Below are 17,829 nucleotides of genomic sequence, written 5' to 3'. Positions count from 1 at the left end.
TTCGGGTTGCTGATGTCACGCGGCGGATCGGAGCGCTTCGGCCGGGCTCAGCCTCGCGGCCCGCCATCCGCCGATCGCACCGGCGACGAGGCCGCCGAGGATCGCCAGGCCGACAGCCGCGACGAGGATCCCCACGCTGAGGGGCGCATGCAGCACGACCGCCTGCGCGGCCTGGCCGAGCCCGCGGAAACCCTCGCCTCCTCCCGCACCGGGGAAACCTCCGCTCCCCGCGCCGGCTGCGGCCTGCCCGCCCCTGGCTGCCCCATCGCCACGCGCGAACCCGGCGGCCGACGCGCCGGAGATCGTGGGCTGTACGAGGTTCACGACGAGGATCCCGACCAGACCGAGCACGAGTCCGGCTGCCCCTCCGATAAGGCCCTGGACCAGCGACTCCCCGGCGACCTGGCGCACGATCCGTCCGTTCGACCACCCGATCGCCTTGAGCGTGCCGAACTCCCGCGTGCGGCGCGTGACGCCGGAGAGCGTGAACAGCACCGCGAGCAGCACGGCGACTGCGAGCACGATGAGGGACAGCCAGGTGCCGAGGCCCTCGATCATGCCGGCGGCGCTGGCGAGGGAACCGGAGACGGTGGAGGCGAGATCCGCCTGCGAGCTCACTGTCGCGGTCGGGAGGGCCTTGGCGAGTGCAGTCTGCACGGCGGCGATGTCGGACGCGGAGGCCGCCTTGACGTAGACCGTGGACACCACGTCGCCGGTGCCGGCGATCTTCTGGGCGGTGTCCAGCGGCAGGTAGACGTTCGCCGCGGTATCGGCGGAATCGGACGACGAGGCCACGATCCCGACGATCTTCACCGTGGATCCGCCGACGTCGATCGTGCCGCCGACACTCAGGCTCTTCGAGGTGGCGTAGGTGCTGTCCACCACGGCGACCAGCTGCCCCGCGTCGGCGCCGTCGAGCCCGCGCCCCGACGAGACCTTCACCGATGAGAGCGGCCCCACCGACGTGCCCGCGGCGGGGTCGACGCCCAGGACCGTGAACGAGTTGAGACCGAAGTTGCCGCCGCCGAATCGCGGCCGCTCGCCGGTGCCGCCCTCCCCTGTCTGACCGGTGCCGTTCTGCCCGGTGTCGGCCTGACCGGTGCCGGTTCCGTCCTGCGTCCTCTGCTGGGCGATCTGCCCGTCGAACGTGAGGTTGGTCAGGCTGAGCGCTCCCGTGGCCGCCGCGACACCGGATGTGCTCGAGATCGTCTTCACTCCGGCCGCGTCGATCGTGCCGCGCGCCGGAGAAGCGCGCAGCACCGAGGTCTTCAGCGTGGTGCTGCCGTCGCTCGCCGCGGCGCCGCCGCCCGCCCCGAAGTCGAAGCGCTGCCCGGTGTCGCTGCCGCGCTCAGCGGGTGCACCGGTGACTGTGAGATCAGTGCCCACCCCGTAGACCCGCGCAAGCGCCTGCGTCTGCGCGTCGCGCACGCCGGCCGCCAGCGCGTTGACGACGATGACCAGGGCGATCGCGATCGCGAGCCCCACCGCGACGATCATCGTCTGCTTCTTCCGCCCGGCCAGTTCCCGGCGCAGATACGTCCCGTACATGCTTCTCCTTCGGTCACGCTCGTGCTGGTGACGCTAGGAGCCTGGTCTGGGGCGGATTGATGGCGCGGCTATGCGCGCGCTAAGCACGCCGCGGGCGCCGAGGCCGACGGCGGGACCGTCAGTCCGCCGGCGGGATGTTGTGATTGCCTGCGAACACGTTCTGCGGATCCCACTGCGCCTTTAGCACGCGCAGACGCGTCCATGTCTCCGGGGTGTAGAACACGCGGAGATCGGGGTTGGACGCTGGATCCGCGAAGTTCGTGTACGCGGAGATCCGGCCCTGCGCGATGGCAGCCAGCTCGGACCGCACCGCTTCGCGCTCCGCATCGTCGAGCATGCCGGGGATGTCGAAGGCGACCGCCATCACGAACCAGGTGGCGGAGCGGGCAGGGAACGCCGTCGTCTCCTCTGCGACATCGCCGAACGCCCCGCCCAGCGAGCGCAGGAACACGACCGACACCGCGTGAGCGCGCCGGAAGGCCACCAGTCGCTCGATGAGGTCGTCGTCGAGCACGGTGAACAGCCCGTTCATCGACAGCATCGGCGGTGTGGGCTCATCGACGTCGTGCGGCATGGTGTTCAGCGCATCGCCGTAAGCCGTGCGGACGACCTCTCCGCGGACGCCGTCGACGGCGACGATCGGCCGCAGGGCTTCGTCGAGCGCCTCCTGATCGGTGCCTGCCCAGGTCACGGCCAGTCGTGCGCCCGCGGGGGCGCTCGGATCCATCGCCGGGACGTCCATATACGTCACCGTGAGCGCCCGCGGAGCGGACTCGAGGGCATCGCGCATCGTCCGCAGCAGCGCGGTCTGGTCCCCGTCGACGGCCAGCTCGCCCGCCAGGACGCCGTCGAGCGGCGCCGCGGCGAAGTCGAGCCGCGTCACCACACCGAAGTTCCCGCCCCCGCCGCGGATGGCCCAGAACAGATCGGCGTTCTCGGAGGCCGAGACCTCGCGCACCACTCCATCCGCCGTCACGAGCTGCGCCCCGCGGAGCTGATCGATCGCGAGACCTCGGTCGCGCACCAGCAGGCCGATGCCCCCGCCGACGATCAGCCCGCCCACCCCGACGCTGGCAGTGTCGCCCGAGCTGATGGCGACTCCGTGCGGCGAGAGCGCCGCTGCGACCTCGCCCCACAACGCGCCGGCGCCGACCCGGACCATCCTGCCCTCGCCGGAATCCTCCCCGATCTCGATCGAGGACAACTTCCGCAGATCGATGGTGAGTCCCGCGGGCCGGGGCTTCCAGAACCCATGGCCCCCGGTGCGCACGGTCAGTCCCCTGCCCTCGTCGACCGCACGGCGCACCGCGGTGGCGACTCCTTCGGCATCGGCAGGATGCAGGATCTCGGGCTGGTCCGCGGCGGCGGAGGACGATGCGCTGAGTGAGCTCATGCCTGCGACGCTACGCGGCGGATACGACATTCCAAAGCTCATAGGCGGCTCATAGGAAATTGAGGAGAATGGATCCCATGAACGATCACGCCACTGAGCTGCGCCGCCCCGATGGCTCTCCCCTGCGGATCCTCGCGGTCGACGACGAGCCGATGCTCACCGACCTCCTCGCCATGGCCCTGCGGATGGAGGGCTGGGAGGTGCGCACCGCCGGATCAGGACTCGAAGCACTCCAGGTCGCCCGCGACTTCGGCCCCGACGCGCTGGTCCTCGACGTCATGATGCCCGACCTGGACGGGCTCGGCGTCCTCAAACGCCTGCGCGAGCAGGGCAACATGGTGCCCGTCGTGTTCCTCACCGCCAAGGACGCGGTGAGCGACCGGATCGCAGGGCTCACCGCCGGCGGCGACGACTACGTCACCAAGCCGTTCAGTCTGGAGGAGGTCGTCGCGCGGCTGCGCGCGGTGATCCGCCGCTCGGGCGGCGCGACCACCGATGCCAGCGACTCCATCCTCCAGGTCGGCGACCTCACGCTCAACGAGGACAGCCACGAGGTCGTCCGCGGCGGCGACGAGATCGAGCTCACGGCCACCGAGTTCGAGCTGCTGCGCTTCTTGATGCGCAACGAGCGCCGCGTGCTGTCCAAGGCGCAGATCCTGGATCGGGTGTGGAGCTACGACTTCGGCGGACGCTCCAGCGTCGTCGAGCTGTACATCTCGTACTTGCGCAAGAAGCTGGACGCAGGACGCGAGGTGGCGCTGATCCACACCGTGCGCGGCGTCGGCTACATGATCAAGGCGCCGCAGCCGCAGCAGTAGGCAAGGCACCGCAGCGACAGGACCGACTGCCCCGCGCATGAAGAAGGCACACCCTCGATGAATCCGTTCCGCACCCGGCCCCGTGGTCCGCTGTCCCTGCAGACACGGCTGATGGCGGCGGTGACCGGGTTCGTCTCGCTCATCCTCGTGGTGATCGCGATCACGACGAGCGTCGTGCTCGGGAACGTGCTCAACGGCCGACTGCAGGATGAACTGGCGACGACCGCGAAGAGCATCGGCGGCATCGCCCGGCAGCCGGCCGTGATCGGCCATTTCGTGCCCGATGCCGCAGACCTCGTGGTCGGGCCGACGGGGGTCCCCAACGGCACGCTCGTCATCGTGGTCTCGCAGAGCGGGTCAGCGACAGGCACGGTGGTCACGTCCGATCGGGTCGCCCAGGACCTCACCGCCCTGCAGATCCATCAGGTCGTCACCGCGCTCTCGGAGGGACGCTACGCGGAGGATCTCTCCCAGCTCGGCGACTATCAGTTCGTGCATCAGCCCGTGCCGGCTACGGGCCCCACCCAGTTCGAGGTGATCACGGGCCTGCCCCGCGCGTCCACGGAAGCGCAGATCACGACGCTGTTCTCGATGATCGCGCTCACCACGATCGGCGGATTGATCCTGCTGGCGCTGTCCACCGCGATCACGATCCGGGTCGCGCTGCGGCCTCTGCGCGAGGTCGCCGCGACCGCGAACAGGGTCGCCAACCTGCCGCTGGACCGCGGTGACGTGTCGATCACGGAGCGCGTGCCCGCCGCGGAAGCCGATCCGCGCACCGAGACCGGACTCGTCGGATCTGCGCTGAACACCCTCCTCGACCACGTCGACGCCTCGCTCGCGGTGCGTCAACGCAACGAGGAGCGGATGCGGCAGTTCGTCGCGGACGCGAGCCACGAGCTGCGCACGCCGTTGTCCTCGATCCGCGGGTACTCGGAGCTGTCGCTGCGCGCGCTGTCGAAATCGGATGCACCAGAGGATCCCGCCACCGCCTCCGCCCACACCGCCCTGGAGCGCATCCAGGCGCAGTCGCTGCGGATGACGAGCCTGGTCGAGGACCTGCTGCTCCTCGCCCGCCTCGAAGAAGGCAGGGAGCTCTCCCTCTCCACCGTCGACCTCTCCCGGCTCGCGATCGAGGGCGTCGAGGATGCCCGGCCCACCGCACCGGACCACGAGTGGGCGATCGACGTGCCGGAGGAACCCGTCGAGCTCATCGGCGACACCGGACGGCTGCAGCAGGTCGTCACGAACCTGCTCGCGAACGCGCGCACGCATACCCCGGCCGGCACGCACATCACGATCGAGGTGGCGGAGGAGACGTCCGAGGTCGTGCTCCGAGTCCGCGACGACGGACCCGGCATCGACCCCGCGGTGCGCGATGAACTGTTCAGCCGCTTCGCACGCGGTGATCGCTCCCGCAACCGGGCCACCGGCGGATCCGGCCTCGGACTGTCGATCACGAAGGCGATCATCGACGGCCACGGCGGCACGATCTCGGTCCAGAGCGAACCGGGCGCGACGGTGTTCACGGTGCGTCTGCCGAAGGTCCCGCAGCCGGCATCCACGGCCGCAGCGGGCAGCCACCAGATCGGGCGCACTCTCGGCGGACGCTGAGCCGAGCGGCTCCTCGACTCGTCGGACGCTACGTGCCGGACGGGTCCGGCCCGGTCCCTCCGGGCTCAGTACCCTGCGAAGGCGTCGGTCGTCACATGGCGGGCGCCGCGCAGCGCGGGGGCGAGCTGCGCGATGAGCCGCGGCGGACCGGACACATAGGCATGCCGGTGCGCCAGATCCGGCACCAGGGTCCGCAGCAGCGCCGCATCCAGCCGCGCCCCGCCGGCCCATTCCGCACCCGACGGCAAGCCGCCGGGGTCGTCGGGCGTGACCACCACGATCCGCGCACCGAACCCGCCGAGCTCCTGCAGGTACGCGCACTCCACAGCCGAGGAGGCGACGAGCACGAGCACGGCGTCCGCCCTCTGCTGCGCGCCGAGCTGCGCCACGAACGGCGTCACGCCGATGCCGGCGGCGATGAGCAGCACAGGGGCGTCACCGGCGGGCAGCACGAAATCGCCCCACACGCCGGTGGCGGTGAGCACATCGTCCGGCTGCACGGCGGCGAGAGCGCGCTTGTAGCTCGAGCCCGGCTCCGCCTCGCGGTACGCGATGCGGACGTACGGCAGCTCGGCCGGCTTGGAGACGATGCTGAACTCGCGGCGCGTGCCCCGGCTGTCCGGACGGCGATGCGGCACCTGCAGCTCCAGGTACTGCCCCGGTGCGAACCGGAACGGGCGCCGCACCCGGAAGGTCAGCTCGTGCACGGTGGGCGTGACCGCGCGCCGGCGCACGAGCGAGAGCCGGATCCCGGCACGGGCGACGAGCACCGCCGCGAGGAGGTTGCCGACCAGCAACGCGCGCTCCTGACCGAGCGTGATGATCCCGAGGCTGATCGGCCAGCCGGCGAGCGCTCCCACGACCGTCGCGACCGACAGCTGCTGCCACCGACGAGACGGCAGGGTCAGCGGCTCGGAGAGCATGAAGGCGCCCAGGAACAGCACCGGCGACTGCAGCAGCACCGACGTCGCCAGCGCTCCGGGCTCGACCGCGAGCCCGGAGGCCGCGGACTGCACGGAGAGCCGCACGATCGACACGCCCGCGTACACGACGACGAAGAGCAGCACGACCCGGATCCGCTCGGTGCGCCACAGCACGAGCAGTCCGAGCACGATCACGGGGATCGCCATCGCCGGAGTTCCGACCCACCAGGCTGAGAATCCGAGGCCGGTGACCGTGAGCACCGTCGCGCCGACGGCCGCCGGATTGAACAGGTGCCTCCCCCGCCACACCAGCAGGTACTTGGAGGCTGCCGCGATCACGCCCGCGAGCGCGATACCGCCGACCTGGTCGGGGTTCGCGCCCGGCTGCACGACAAACAGCAGGATGAGCGCGGTGATCAACGACGACTCGACACGACGCGGGGCCCGCACCAGCGCCTGGCCGACCGCGTCCGCGCAGAGGGTCGCCAGCATCAGCAGCGCCAGCGTGGCGAGGACGTCGAGCGGCGTGGAGGAGATCGCGCCGACCGCCGACAGGATCACGGCGATCGCGGCGAGCACCAGCAGCGCGTACAGCGTGAGCCGATACATCGACAGCCGCCCGAGCTGCGCGACCACGCGCTGCCGCGCGCCGATCAGCATCGCCATCACACGAACACCTCCATCCGATCCCCCGCCGACCATTCGACCGCTCCATCCGTGGTCATCCGCACCCATTCCACACCGCACCGAGCGGCGAACTCGGCACCGCCGTCGAAGAACAGCGCCGTGGCGACCGCATCCGCGACCATCGCGTGGGCGGCGATGACCCAGGTCGCAGCGTAGGTGCGCACCGGTTCCCCGGTTCGCGCATCCAGCACGTGGTGCAGCCCACCGCGCTCCCCCGGCCACGCCCGTCTGTTCACCGCGGACCCGCACAGGGCCGCGTCCGAGATCGTGGCGACGCCGATCGCGCTCGTGGCGTCGAACGGATGCTCCAGCCCCACGCGGATCGACGCGCCGCTCACCCGCAGGTCGCCCCCGGCGTCGGTCAGGCGTTCGACATGCCCGAGGGTTCCGAGCAGGTCGTGCACGACGTCGACGATCCGGCCCTTGCCGATCGCACCGACATCGATGAGGTCGGGTTCGCGAAGCTCGAGGGCGCCATCGTCCCACGCGAGCCGGTCCGTCCAGTCCACGGGGGCCGGTCGCGCGCCCCGGTCACGGAACGAGTACGCGGCGTCGTAGCCGCGCGACGCTAGGCTGTCTCCGATGAGGGGCTGGACGGCGCCGTCCGTCGCCAGCGACAGCTCCCGGTACAGATCGAGCATCGCCGCCGCATCCGGTGGCGCCGGCACCTCCTGAGGTTCCTCGGCGAGGGCCGTGACGAGCGAGTCGACGCGAAAGCGCGACCAGGTGTGGTCGAAGTCGTCGATCGTCTCGCGCACGGCATCGCGCTCGCCTTCGGGAAGAGGATCCGCCGTGCCGATCTCCCAGGTCGTCCCGATCGCGTCGAAACGCCAGATGTCCATCAGCGTGCGTCCCCCGCGCGCAGTAGTCGACGGTCCGAGGGCGGGAAGGAGCACACCGCCGGCACGGGCCGGGTTCCCACCCCTAGCCCTTGGCTTCGGTGCGGATGGTGGCCAGCGCCTGGTTGAAACCCTTGCTGGTCAGTGAGGATCCGGAGACCCGGCTGACGGAGATGTCGTCGAGCTTCTTGCCGACGACCTGTGCGGCGATCCCGCCGATGAACTGCGACTGGTAGTGCTTCGTCTCCGACGCCTGGGGGTCGCCGGTGACCTCGACCTTCGTGACCGTGTCCTGGGCGACCGTGAGGGCGACCGTGATCTTCTCCACCGTCTCCGGGGTCTGATACGAGCCGTCGGCCGTGTACGTGCCGTCCTTGTACGTCGAGCCGGAATCGGCCGCGGACGCGGTGCTCGGCGCGGACGGTGCAGCATCCGCGCTCGTCTGCGGCGCGGGCGTCTCCGTCGTGGTCTCCGCGGAGGACGACTCGGCCGCGCATCCCGCCAGCAGGAGCGTTCCTGCGATGCCGACGAGAGCGGATCCGTGACGTACCGAAGGAGAGAGCTTCATGGGATCCAGCTTCCGCAACCCTCCTATGCGTCGCCTTTGAGATGACGCTGTGCCTCGTGAAGCCCCGGATCACCGTGCGCGAGCGCATTCTCCCGGGACGGACGAGAGGCCGGCCGATTCCGGCCGGCCTCTCGTGGCCGATGTCAGGCGGCGCCGTCGAACATGCTCGTGACGGACCCGTCCTCGAAGACCTGACGGATCGCGGTCGCCAGCAGCGGCGCGATCGGCAGGATGCGCAGGCCCGGGAACCGTCGCGACGCGGACAGCGGGATCGTGTCGGTGACGACGACCTCATCGATCGCGGAGTCCTGCAGGCGCTCGCTGGCCGGATCCGAGAAGATCGCGTGGGTCGCGGCGACGATCACCTTGCGGGCGCCGTTGGCCTTGAGCGCCTGGGCCGCCTTGACGATCGTGCCGCCGGTGTCGATCATGTCGTCGACGAGGAGACAGGTGCGCCCGTCCACGGTGCCGACGATCTCGTGCACGGAGACCTGGTTGGCGACCATGGGGTCGCGGCGCTTGTGGATGATCGCGAGCGGGGCGTCGAGGCTGTCCGACCAGGTGTCGGCGACGCGCACGCGGCCCATATCCGGCGAGACGATGGTGAGCGTGGCGCGGTCCTCGGCCGTGAGCGTCTCCTCGAAGTGCTGGAGGAGGACGGGCTTGGCGAAGAGGTGGTCGACAGGGCCGTCGAAGAAGCCCTGGATCTGCGCCGCGTGCAGGTCGACGCTCATGACGCGGTCGGCACCGGCGACCTTGAGCATGTCGGCGACGAGGCGGGCCGAGATCGGCTCACGGCCGCGACCCTTCTTGTCCTGACGTGCGTACGGGTAGTACGGCGCGACGACGGTGATGCGCTTGGCCGACGCGCGCTTGGCGGCGTCGAGCATGATGAGCGTCTCCATGAGCCACTCGTTGATCGGCTCACCGAAGGACTGGATGATGAACAGGTCGCAGCCGCGGATCGACACCTCGAAGCGGGCGTAGAGCTCACCGGAGGCGAAGGTGCGGTGTTCGACCGGTGCGATCTCGGTGCCGAGCGCTGCGGCGACCGCCGAGACCAGCTCGGGATGCGAGCGACCTCCGGCGACGACGAGTCGCTTCTTGGTCTTGGCGACCAGTCCTGGCGCGATGTCGTTCTCGCGATCCAGCTCGACCGTCGTGTTCTTCTTGCGCCCCATCGGACCCGCCTATTCCGCCGAATCGGCACGCGCCGCGTCTGCGGCGGCCGTGCCTGCCCTGTTCTTCTCGACCCACCCCTCGATGTTGCGCTGGGGTGCGACACTCATGGCGAGTGCACCGGCGGGGACGTCCTTGCGGACGACGGCGCCGGCGCCGGTCTTCGCGCCGGCACCCAGCCTAACGGGCGCGACGAGCACCGTGTGCGAGCCGGTGTGCACCTCGTCCCCGATCTCGGTGCGGTGCTTGTTCACATCGTCGTAGTTCGCCGTGATCGTCGACGCCCCGAGGTTCACGCCGCGGCCGACCGTGGCATCGCCGACGTACGAGAGATGCGGCACCTTCGAACCGTCGCCGATCTGCGCGTTCTTGGTCTCGACATAGGCGCCGATCTTGCCCTCCGCACCGAGCGTGGTGCCCGCGCGCAGGAACGAGAACGGGCCGACGGTCGCGCCGGCGCCGATCACGGCGAGCGTCGCCTCGGAGCGGCGCACGGTCGCGTCCTCCCCGACCTCGGTGCTGACGAGTGTGGTGTCGGGGCCGATGATCGCGCCGCTCGCCACCGTGCTCGCGCGCAGGATGTGCGTGTTGGGCAGGATCGTGACATCGGGAGCCAGTGTGACGTCGTCGTCGATCCAGGTCGTCGCCGGATCCTGGATCGTGACGCCCTCGCGCTGCCAGCGGCGCACGATGCGGTCGTTCAGAGTGCGCGCGGCTTCGGCGAGCTGAATCCGGTCGTTGATGCCGAACGTGGCGGCCGTGTCTGCGGCGATCTCGACGGCCACCTTCTCATCGCGCTCGCGCAGCAGTCCGATCACCGTGGTCAGGTACATCTCGCCCTGAGTGTTATCGGTGGTGACCTTCGCGAGCTCGGCGCGGAGCAGATCCGCACGGAACACGTACACGCCGGCGTTGATCTCGCGCGTGGCCTTCTCCGCCTCATCCGCGTCCTTCTGCTCGACGATGCGGGCGACATCGCCGGCGGCGTCGCGGATGATGCGGCCGTAGCCGTTCGGGTCGTCGACGATCGCGCTCAGCACGGTCGCCGCGGCCGCAGCGGCGCGGTGCCCGTCGATGAGCCCCTGCAGCGTCGCCGTCTCGAGCAGCGGCACGTCACCGGAGAGCACGAGCACGTCGCCGTCGAAGCCCGCGGGCAACGCATCGAGGGCGACCTGCACGGCACGCCCAGTGCCGGGGATCTCGTCCTGGTCGACGATGACGGCCTCGGGGTGCTCCGCGGCCAGCGCCTCGACCACCTGGTCGCGCTCATGGCGCACGACCACCTCGATCGTGTCCGCTCCCAGCCGCGAGGCCGTGGCGAGCACGTGGCCGACCAGCGTCCGTCCGGCGATCGGATGCAGCACCTTCGGGAGGCGGGACTTCATGCGCGTGCCCTGGCCTGCGGCGAGGACGACGATGGCGAGTGCGTTCTGCGTCATGCTCCGCCGCCAGGATTCGAACCTGGACCCCACAGCTCCAAAGGCTGGGGTGCTGCCGTTACACCACGGCGGACCGCGGTCGCCGGGCGCCCGCTTCTCAATTCTGCCATGCGCCGTCTGCGTGATCCGGCCGGAACCCGTCGGCAACATCCTCGCAATGTCGTTGCGGGACGCTTGGGGTCATGACGATCCGCATCGCTCGCATGCACGCTGCGACGCCCGACCTCGAGGCGTTCCTGAGCGACCATCTCCGCGACATGCAGGCGACCGCACCGCCGGAGAGCCGGCATGCCCTGGACATCTCGCGCCTGCTCTCGCCGCGCGTGCGCCTGTTCGCCGCGACGGTGGACGGCGCGCTGGTCGGCACCGGGGCGCTCGCCGAGCTCGAGCCGGGTCACGAGGAGCTGAAGTCCATGCGCACCTCGCCCAGGATGCGCGGCCGGGGTGTCGGATCCGTGATGCTGGCGGCCCTGCTCTGCGACGCGCGCGATCGCGGGATCGAACGCGTGTCGCTGGAGACCGGTGCGAGCGACTTCTTCTGGGCCGCTCACCGGCTGTACACGAAGGCCGGTTTCGACGAATGCGAGCCGTTCGGCTCCTATGTCGAGGATCCGCACAGCATCTTCCTCACGGTGCGGGTCGCACCACGACCGGCCATGAGCAACCGCTCCGGGCCGGGATAATGGACGGATGAGCATCGGCGATCCATCCGCAGGCGACGAGGTCGACCGGATCGTCGCGGCGTGGAACACGCAGCGGCCCGATCTCGACTTCTCGCCGCTCGAGGTGCTCTCGCGGGTCGATCGCCTCTCGCGGCTGCTCGATCGCGCGCGCCGCGACGTGTTCCGCCGCAGCGATCTCGAACCGTGGGAGTGGGATGTGCTTTCCGCCCTGCGCCGTGCGGGCGCCCCGTTCCAGCTCAGCCCGAAGCAGCTGCTGCAGCAGACCCTCGTCTCGAGCGGCACCATGACGAACCGCATCGACCGTCTCGTGGGTCGCCGTCTCGTGCGCCGCGAGGCGGATCCCGGTGACGGCCGCAGCGTGCTGGTCACGCTCACCGACGACGGCCGGGTGCGCGTGGATGCCGCGATCACGCGTCTGGTGGACGCCGAGGCGACGCTGCTCTCTGCGCTCTCCCGCAGCGATCGCGAGCGGCTCGCGGCGTTGCTGCGCAAGCTCAGCCTGAGCTTCGACGCCTGACCGCGATCACCCCTGCGGCGGTGCATCCCGCCGCAGGGGTGATCGCCTTCGCGGTCAGACCCGCGTCGGCGTCCACTCCGAGACGTCGCTGAGGCGGGCGACCTCCTCGGCGGAGAGCTCCAGACGCCCGCCCGTGAGCAGGTCAGAGACCTGTTCGGCCGTGCGCGCGCTGGCGATCGGAGCGGCCACGGTCGGCTGCGCGCGCAGCCACGCGAGTGCGGTCGCGGTGATCGAGGCGCCGTGCCCATCGCCGATCTCCTCGAGCGCGTCGATGATGCGCAGTCCGTGCTCCGTCGCGTACTTCGCCGCACCCGAGGCGCGGGGCGAGGACTGTCCCGTCGCGTCGGTCGAACGGTACTTGCCCGTGAGGAACCCGCTCGCGAGCGCGTAGTACGGGATCACGCTCAGCCCGAACTCGGTCGCGACCGGAACGATGGTCTCCTCGACCTCATTGCGGTGCACGAGGTTGTAGTGCGGCTGCACCGCGACCGGCAGTGCGACGCCGGTGGATCGGGCGATCCGGATCCATTCGCGGATCCGGTCGGCGGAGTAGTTCGACACGGCGATGTTGCGGACCAGGCCGTCCGTCACCAGCTGACCGAAGGCGGCCACGGTCTCCTCGAGCGGCACGCTCTCGTCGTCGAAGTGCGCGTAGTACAGATCGATCGCGTCCACGCCGAGCCGATCGAGCGAGGCCTCCGCAGCACGGCGGACGTTCGCGGCCGACAGACCGCGGAACTGCGGGTGCTGGCTCACCTTCGTCGCGACCACGAGGCCCTCCGGGCGGCGCGAGGCGAGCCATTCCCCGATGATCGTCTCGCTCTCCCCGCCGTGGTTGCCCTCCACCCACGCGCTGTACACGTCAGCCGTGTCGATGAAGTCGCCGCCGCCTGCCACGAACGCATCCAGAACGGCGAACGACGCGTCGCGATCGGCCGTCCAGCCGAACACGTTGCCGCCGAGCGAGAGCGGGAAGACGGAGAGGTCACTGGATCCGATGCGAGTCATGTTCGGGGCAACCGATCGGCCGCGGAGAGTATTTCCATGTGACGCCGGATGACCGGCACGCACCCCCGCGCCGGATCCGCACTCCCTGCGAGACGCCGCGGGGCCTCGGGCCGGAATCGCGGCACCGTACCTCGATGCCTCCCGTGCGAACTAGGCTGGGCCGAATGGCGATGCGCTCTCCCCTGCCCGTCCGCGACGGCGTGGGCGCGACCCGGCTTCGCGTGCCGTCGGAGGGGCCGTGGCCCACCGTCGGCGCCTTCATGGCCGAGCGCTTCTTCCACCTCGACCCGGAGCGTCTGTTCAGTCGCTTCGACCGCGGCGAGATCGTTGCCATCGACGGCTCGCCACTCACCCGGGACACCGCGCTCGGCGTGCACGACTTCGTCTGGTACTACCGGGAGCCGGCGATCGAGAAGCACATCCCGTTCGATGTCGAGATCCTGCATCAGGACGAGGATCTGGTCGTCGTGGACAAACCGCATTTCCTCCCGACCACCCCGGGGGGCAAATACCTGCAGAACTCGGCCCTGGTGCGCCTGCGCAATGCACTCGACATCCCCGAGCTCACGCCGATCCACCGTCTCGACCGGGCGACGGCGGGCGTGCTGATGTTCTCCGCGCGGCCGGTCACCCGCGGCGCATACCAGCTGCTGTTCGAGAACCGCCGGGTCGAGAAGGTCTACGAGGCCGTCTCCCTGCTGCCCGAAGGGTGGGATCCGCAGGCTCCGGCTCTCGGTGGATCCGCATTCCCGCTCGTGCATCGCAATCACATCGAGAAGCTGCGCGGACACGTCTGCGTGCAGGTGGATCCGGGTCGCGAACCGAACTCGGAGACGCTCGTCGAACTGCTCGGCTTCGACGACCGCGTGCTGCACACCGTGCTGCGCCCGCACTCCGGACGCATGCACCAGCTGCGCGTGCACCTCGCCGAACTCGGCGCCGGAATCCTCCACGACACGTTCTACCCCGAACTCCTGCCCGAACAGCCCGACGACTTCGACCGCCCGCTGCAGCTGCTCGCGCGGGAGCTGCGCTTCATGGATCCGCTGACCGGAGACGCGCGCGAGTTCCGCACCCGACGGACTCTACAGGAGGCGCCAAGTACCGCCGGAAGGGGTGGGAGACGCGCGGCGTGAGCCCGGGATCCGTCTGGATCGATCTCCACCCGAGGCCCCGCAACCACCATCCGCTGCGCGATCCTGCGCATCTCTCGAACGCCTCCGTCTCAGCCGGCGTGCAAAGCTAGCGGCCCATCGTGCAGATAGCGGCGAAGGTGCACTGCCGTGGCGTTGTCCTCGCGTTCGAGAAGATCCGCGGGCCTGCCGGCGAACGTGACCTCGCCGCCGTGGGTGCCCGCGCCAGGCCCGATGTCGATGATCCAGTCGGCCTGCGTCATGACCTGCAGGTCGTGCTCGATCACGAGCAGGCTGGCGCCGTGGTCGATGAGCTCGTCGAACAGCGACAGGAGCGCCGTGACGTCGTTGCCGTGAAGACCCGTCGTGGGCTCGTCGAACGCATAGGCGGTGACGGCGTCGGCGAGATGCTTGGCGAGCTTCAGCCGCTGCCGTTCGCCACCGGAGAGCGTGTCGAGGCCCTGTCCGAGCCGGAGATAGCCGAGCCCGGTACGCCTGACGCGGTCGACGGCGTCGGCGAGGCGCGGCTGTCGGTCCGGGTCGACGACGGCACCCGCATCCTCGACGCTGAGAGCCAGGAACTCGCTGATGTTGCGGCCCTCGAGCGTGTAGCTCAGAGCTTGGTCGTTGTAGCGGCGGCCACCGCAGGCGTCGCACGGCAGTTCGACGTCGTCCATGAACGCGAGTTCGGTGACGATCACGCCCAGTCCGCGGCAGACAGGACACCGGCCGGTCGAGTTTGACGAGAACCATTCCGGCCCGACTCCATTGCTGCGCGCGAAATCCTGCCGCAGCTGATCGAGGACTCCGAGATAGCTGAGGGTGTTGGAGCGGCGGGTTCCGCGCATCGGCCGCTGGTCGACGAGGCGGATGCCGTCGGTGCGATCGATGATCTCGGCTAGCAGCGAGCTCTTGCCCGACCCGGCGACGCCGGTGAGAACGGTCAGCACCCCTTCCGGCAGCTGCACCGATACGTCTCGGAGATTGTGCCGATCCGCCCCGTCGATCTGCGCGAGCATGCCCGTCCCGGGACGCGGGCATGCTTTCAGCCGCTGCGGCGCGCGGAGGAACCGGGCGGTCGGGGTGTCGCTCCGCGCAAGATCGCCGATGGCTCCTTCGAACACGACGGCGCCGCCGTGGGCACCGGCGCCCGGCCCGAGATCGATCACGTGGTCAGCGATGCGGATGAGGTCGGGGTCGTGTTCCACGAGCAGAATCGTGTTGCCCTTGTCGCGCAGGCCCACGATCAGCTCAGCGAGTCGGCTCACATCTGCGGGGTGCAGTCCACTCGACGGTTCATCGAGGATGTAGGTCAACGCGGTGAGAGAGCTGCCGAGATGCCGAACGAGCTTGACCCGCTGCGATTCGCCCCCGGACAGCGTCGACGACACGCGATCAAGGCTGAGGTAGCCGAGCCCGATCCGGACCAGATTCTCCAGCCCCTCCCTGAGCGCGTCGCAGACCGGCGCCACCCGCGGATCGGCGATGGAGGCGATGAACGCGAGCAGTTCCTCGATCGGCAGCGCACTCGCGTCCGCGATGTTGCGGCCGTGGATGCGACAGCTCAACGTCTCGGGGTTCAGCCGGGCCCCGTGGCATGCGGGACAGGGCCGGGAGGACACGACTCTGGCGAGCTCGGCTCCGTATCGACGGCGGGCCTTCTCCGCGCCGCCCGACAGGTACAGGCGCCGGAACCGGGGAACCACGCCCTCGAACTTCGACGATGCGTACCATTCCGGCGGCGGGTTCGTGAGCACCCGGGGCTCCGCGTGCAACAGATCCTCGATCAGTCGCCGCGGCCACTTCCGCACTGGACGATCGTTGTCGAAGAGTCCGGAGTTCACGTAGCGCTTCCAGTAGGCCGTGCCGGGAGCGAACGTCGGGAACGTGAGCGCACCGGCGTTGAGCGAGCGCGACCGATCGAGGAGAGCGTCTTCGTCCACCTCGTCGACCGTGCCGAGGCCCTGACAGTTCGGACACATGCCCGCGGGCTGATTGAACGAGAAGGCGTTCGAGTAGCCCACGAAGGGTTCGCCGACACGGGAGAAGATGAGGCGCAGGAGCGGAGCGAGGTCGGCTGCCGTTCCCACGGTCGAACGGGTGTTGCCGCCGAGCGGTCGTTGATCGACAACGATCGCGACCGAGAGGTTCGCGATCGAGTCCACATCAGGCTTGCCCATCTGCGGCATCCGATTGCGCACGAAGGCGGGGAAGGTGTCATTGAGCTGCCGCTGCGATTCCGCGGCGATCGTGTCGAAGACCAGCGACGACTTCCCGGATCCCGAGACGCCGGTGAACACCGTGATCTTGGCGGCCGGAATATCGACATCGATGTTGCGCAGGTTGTTCGCTCGAGCACCGCGCACCGAGATCCGTCTGCTCATACGGTCCCTCCCTCCGCTCGTCGCCGCAGGCTAACATCGAGCACCGACAGCAGAACTGCCGTCAGAGCGGTGATCGCGGCGAGGCCGATCGCGTCGATCGGAGTTCGGGCCATGATCACGAGGCCGCCGAGGCTGTGGGCGACCAATGCACCGCCGATCAGCCAGAGGGTGTGCCTCGGCATCCACGCCGTGGACCCGCCGAGCCTGCGCAGAACAATGTAGGAGGCGGTCGCGAGCGCGGCTGCAGCGCCCATGGGCACCACGACGAAGGCGCCGCGCGTGAAGGCCGGCTGCCGTGCGCCGAAGATCGGGAAGGCGAGTGCGAAGAAGACCAGAGTCGCGCCCATCGCCGCGAGGAAGAGGAGATGAGGCGACGGCACCGACCCGCTCCCGCTGCGCTCGCGCCGGCGGGGAATCGCGAAGAGCGCGATCCCGGCGAGGAGGACCACAAGGATGCCGATCGACACGACGAACGGCCACGGCGCCTGGTAGCCGGGATCCTGACTGACGGGTACGGAGATCCGCAGCACCAGGACGCCCAGAAGCGCCACGACCCCCGCCACGATGGTTCCGGTGCGGCCGAGATACGGCTTTCCGACGTGTCGGGGGAACAGCAGATCGGTCAGAGCGATCGGGATGGCGACCGTGAACACGGCGTGATAGATCAGGTTGGCCTCCCAGTACGGCAGGTTGAGCCCGAGGAGCCGGAGCCCCCATCCCGCGGCACCGTAGAGGTGCGGGCTCGTCAGCGCTTGCAGCCCGATTCCGTCCTCGAGGAGCTCGTAGCCGAGGGCCATCACCATGAGGCTCGGCCAGCCACGCCCCCGGCGCATGACGACTTCTCGGATGAACAGAACTCCTGCCCCGTAGATCGGAACCCAGAGGATGACCAGCCAGGCCATCCGGATCGGCGTCGAGCCGAGTGCGAGTTCCGCGATCAGCGGGGTGAGGACGATCAGGGTGAAGGCGGCCGGACGATTGCGAGGAGTTCGCTTCCGCCGTGCGGTCGAGACGCCCTTCCCGACCGCCGTGTCACCCGTGTGCTGAGCCATGGTGGTCCTTTCTCCGGAAACACGTCCCGAAGGTTATCATCGAT

Annotated in this window: 15 protein-coding genes and 1 tRNA gene; 5 read left to right on the top strand and 11 right to left on the bottom strand. The window is 69.7% G+C overall.

Annotated features, from left to right (window positions below):
- Nucleotides 1–15: 15 nt before the first annotated feature.
- Together AC1DCT_RS16555 and AC1DCT_RS16550 are read right to left on the bottom strand one after the other, a co-directional pair.
- Entirely contained in the window at nt 16–1,548 is a 1,533-nt protein-coding gene (locus AC1DCT_RS16555; protein ID WP_477430382.1) for an ABC transporter permease, read from the bottom strand.
- A 118-nt stretch (nt 1,549–1,666) separates the two neighbouring features.
- Nucleotides 1,667–2,941: an FAD-binding oxidoreductase gene (locus AC1DCT_RS16550; protein WP_477430381.1), complete on the bottom strand. Its 1,275-nt coding sequence runs from the start codon at nt 2,939–2,941 to the stop codon at nt 1,667–1,669.
- A 77-nt stretch (nt 2,942–3,018) separates the two neighbouring features.
- Between AC1DCT_RS16550 and AC1DCT_RS16545 the strand changes: the two genes are divergently transcribed.
- Together AC1DCT_RS16545 and AC1DCT_RS16540 are read left to right on the top strand one after the other, a co-directional pair.
- Complete coding sequence (locus AC1DCT_RS16545) at nt 3,019–3,759, top strand: response regulator transcription factor (protein WP_477430380.1); 741 nt, start codon at nt 3,019–3,021, stop codon at nt 3,757–3,759.
- Between the two features lie 57 nt (nt 3,760–3,816).
- Nucleotides 3,817–5,373, top strand: coding sequence for a sensor histidine kinase (locus AC1DCT_RS16540; protein ID WP_477430379.1), 1,557 nt, complete (start codon nt 3,817–3,819; stop codon nt 5,371–5,373).
- A gap of 65 nt (nt 5,374–5,438) precedes the next feature.
- Here AC1DCT_RS16540 and AC1DCT_RS16535 read toward each other — a convergent pair whose 3' ends face one another.
- The 6 genes from AC1DCT_RS16535 to AC1DCT_RS16510 form a co-directional block, all read right to left on the bottom strand.
- Complete coding sequence (locus AC1DCT_RS16535) at nt 5,439–6,962, bottom strand: FAD-dependent oxidoreductase (protein ID WP_477430378.1); 1,524 nt, start codon at nt 6,960–6,962, stop codon at nt 5,439–5,441.
- On the bottom strand, nt 6,962–7,825 hold the full coding sequence (locus tag AC1DCT_RS16530) for an FAD:protein FMN transferase (RefSeq protein WP_477430377.1): 864 nt from the start codon (nt 7,823–7,825) through the stop codon (nt 6,962–6,964). The genes AC1DCT_RS16535 and AC1DCT_RS16530 overlap by 1 nt, the downstream gene beginning before the upstream one ends.
- 82 nt (nt 7,826–7,907) lie before the next feature.
- Nucleotides 7,908–8,390: an FMN-binding protein gene (locus AC1DCT_RS16525; RefSeq protein ID WP_477430376.1), complete on the bottom strand. Its 483-nt coding sequence runs from the start codon at nt 8,388–8,390 to the stop codon at nt 7,908–7,910.
- A gap of 143 nt (nt 8,391–8,533) precedes the next feature.
- Complete coding sequence (locus tag AC1DCT_RS16520) at nt 8,534–9,571, bottom strand: ribose-phosphate diphosphokinase (RefSeq protein ID WP_477430375.1); 1,038 nt, start codon at nt 9,569–9,571, stop codon at nt 8,534–8,536.
- A gap of 9 nt (nt 9,572–9,580) precedes the next feature.
- On the bottom strand, nt 9,581–11,008 hold the full coding sequence (glmU, locus tag AC1DCT_RS16515; RefSeq protein WP_477430374.1) for a bifunctional UDP-N-acetylglucosamine diphosphorylase/glucosamine-1-phosphate N-acetyltransferase GlmU: 1,428 nt from the start codon (nt 11,006–11,008) through the stop codon (nt 9,581–9,583).
- A 1-nt stretch (nt 11,009) separates the two neighbouring features.
- A tRNA-Gln gene (locus tag AC1DCT_RS16510) sits at nt 11,010–11,081 on the bottom strand.
- Between the two features lie 109 nt (nt 11,082–11,190).
- On the opposite strand from AC1DCT_RS16510, the gene AC1DCT_RS16505 reads away from it, so the two are divergent.
- Entirely contained in the window at nt 11,191–11,691 is a 501-nt protein-coding gene (locus AC1DCT_RS16505; RefSeq protein ID WP_477430373.1) for a GNAT family N-acetyltransferase, read from the top strand.
- Between the two features lie 7 nt (nt 11,692–11,698).
- The gene (locus tag AC1DCT_RS16500) at nt 11,699–12,208 is read left to right on the top strand and encodes a MarR family winged helix-turn-helix transcriptional regulator (protein WP_441976634.1); all 510 of its coding nucleotides are present in this window, start codon (nt 11,699–11,701) and stop codon (nt 12,206–12,208) included.
- A 54-nt stretch (nt 12,209–12,262) separates the two neighbouring features.
- Here the strand turns inward: AC1DCT_RS16500 and AC1DCT_RS16495 are convergent, their stop codons facing one another.
- Nucleotides 12,263–13,216 (bottom strand): aldo/keto reductase, encoded by a 954-nt coding sequence (locus AC1DCT_RS16495; protein WP_477430372.1) that lies wholly within the window; start codon nt 13,214–13,216, stop codon nt 12,263–12,265.
- Nucleotides 13,217–13,386: 170 nt separating this feature from the next.
- Here AC1DCT_RS16495 and AC1DCT_RS16490 point away from each other — a divergent pair, with 170 nt between their 5' ends.
- Nucleotides 13,387–14,352: a pseudouridine synthase gene (locus AC1DCT_RS16490; protein ID WP_477430510.1), complete on the top strand. Its 966-nt coding sequence runs from the start codon at nt 13,387–13,389 to the stop codon at nt 14,350–14,352.
- An 89-nt stretch (nt 14,353–14,441) separates the two neighbouring features.
- Here AC1DCT_RS16490 and AC1DCT_RS16485 read toward each other — a convergent pair whose 3' ends face one another.
- Nucleotides 14,442–16,733: an ATP-binding cassette domain-containing protein gene (locus tag AC1DCT_RS16485; RefSeq protein ID WP_477430371.1), complete on the bottom strand. Its 2,292-nt coding sequence runs from the start codon at nt 16,731–16,733 to the stop codon at nt 14,442–14,444.
- The gene (locus AC1DCT_RS16480) at nt 16,730–17,785 is read right to left on the bottom strand and encodes a hypothetical protein (protein WP_477430370.1); all 1,056 of its coding nucleotides are present in this window, start codon (nt 17,783–17,785) and stop codon (nt 16,730–16,732) included. Before AC1DCT_RS16480 ends, AC1DCT_RS16485 begins: the two co-directional genes overlap by 4 nt.
- Nucleotides 17,786–17,829: the final 44 nt, after the last annotated feature.

The sequence above is a fragment of the Microbacterium sp. 10L49 genome (assembly GCF_056395125.1).
This window is presented reverse-complemented; position numbering and strand designations above follow the sequence as displayed.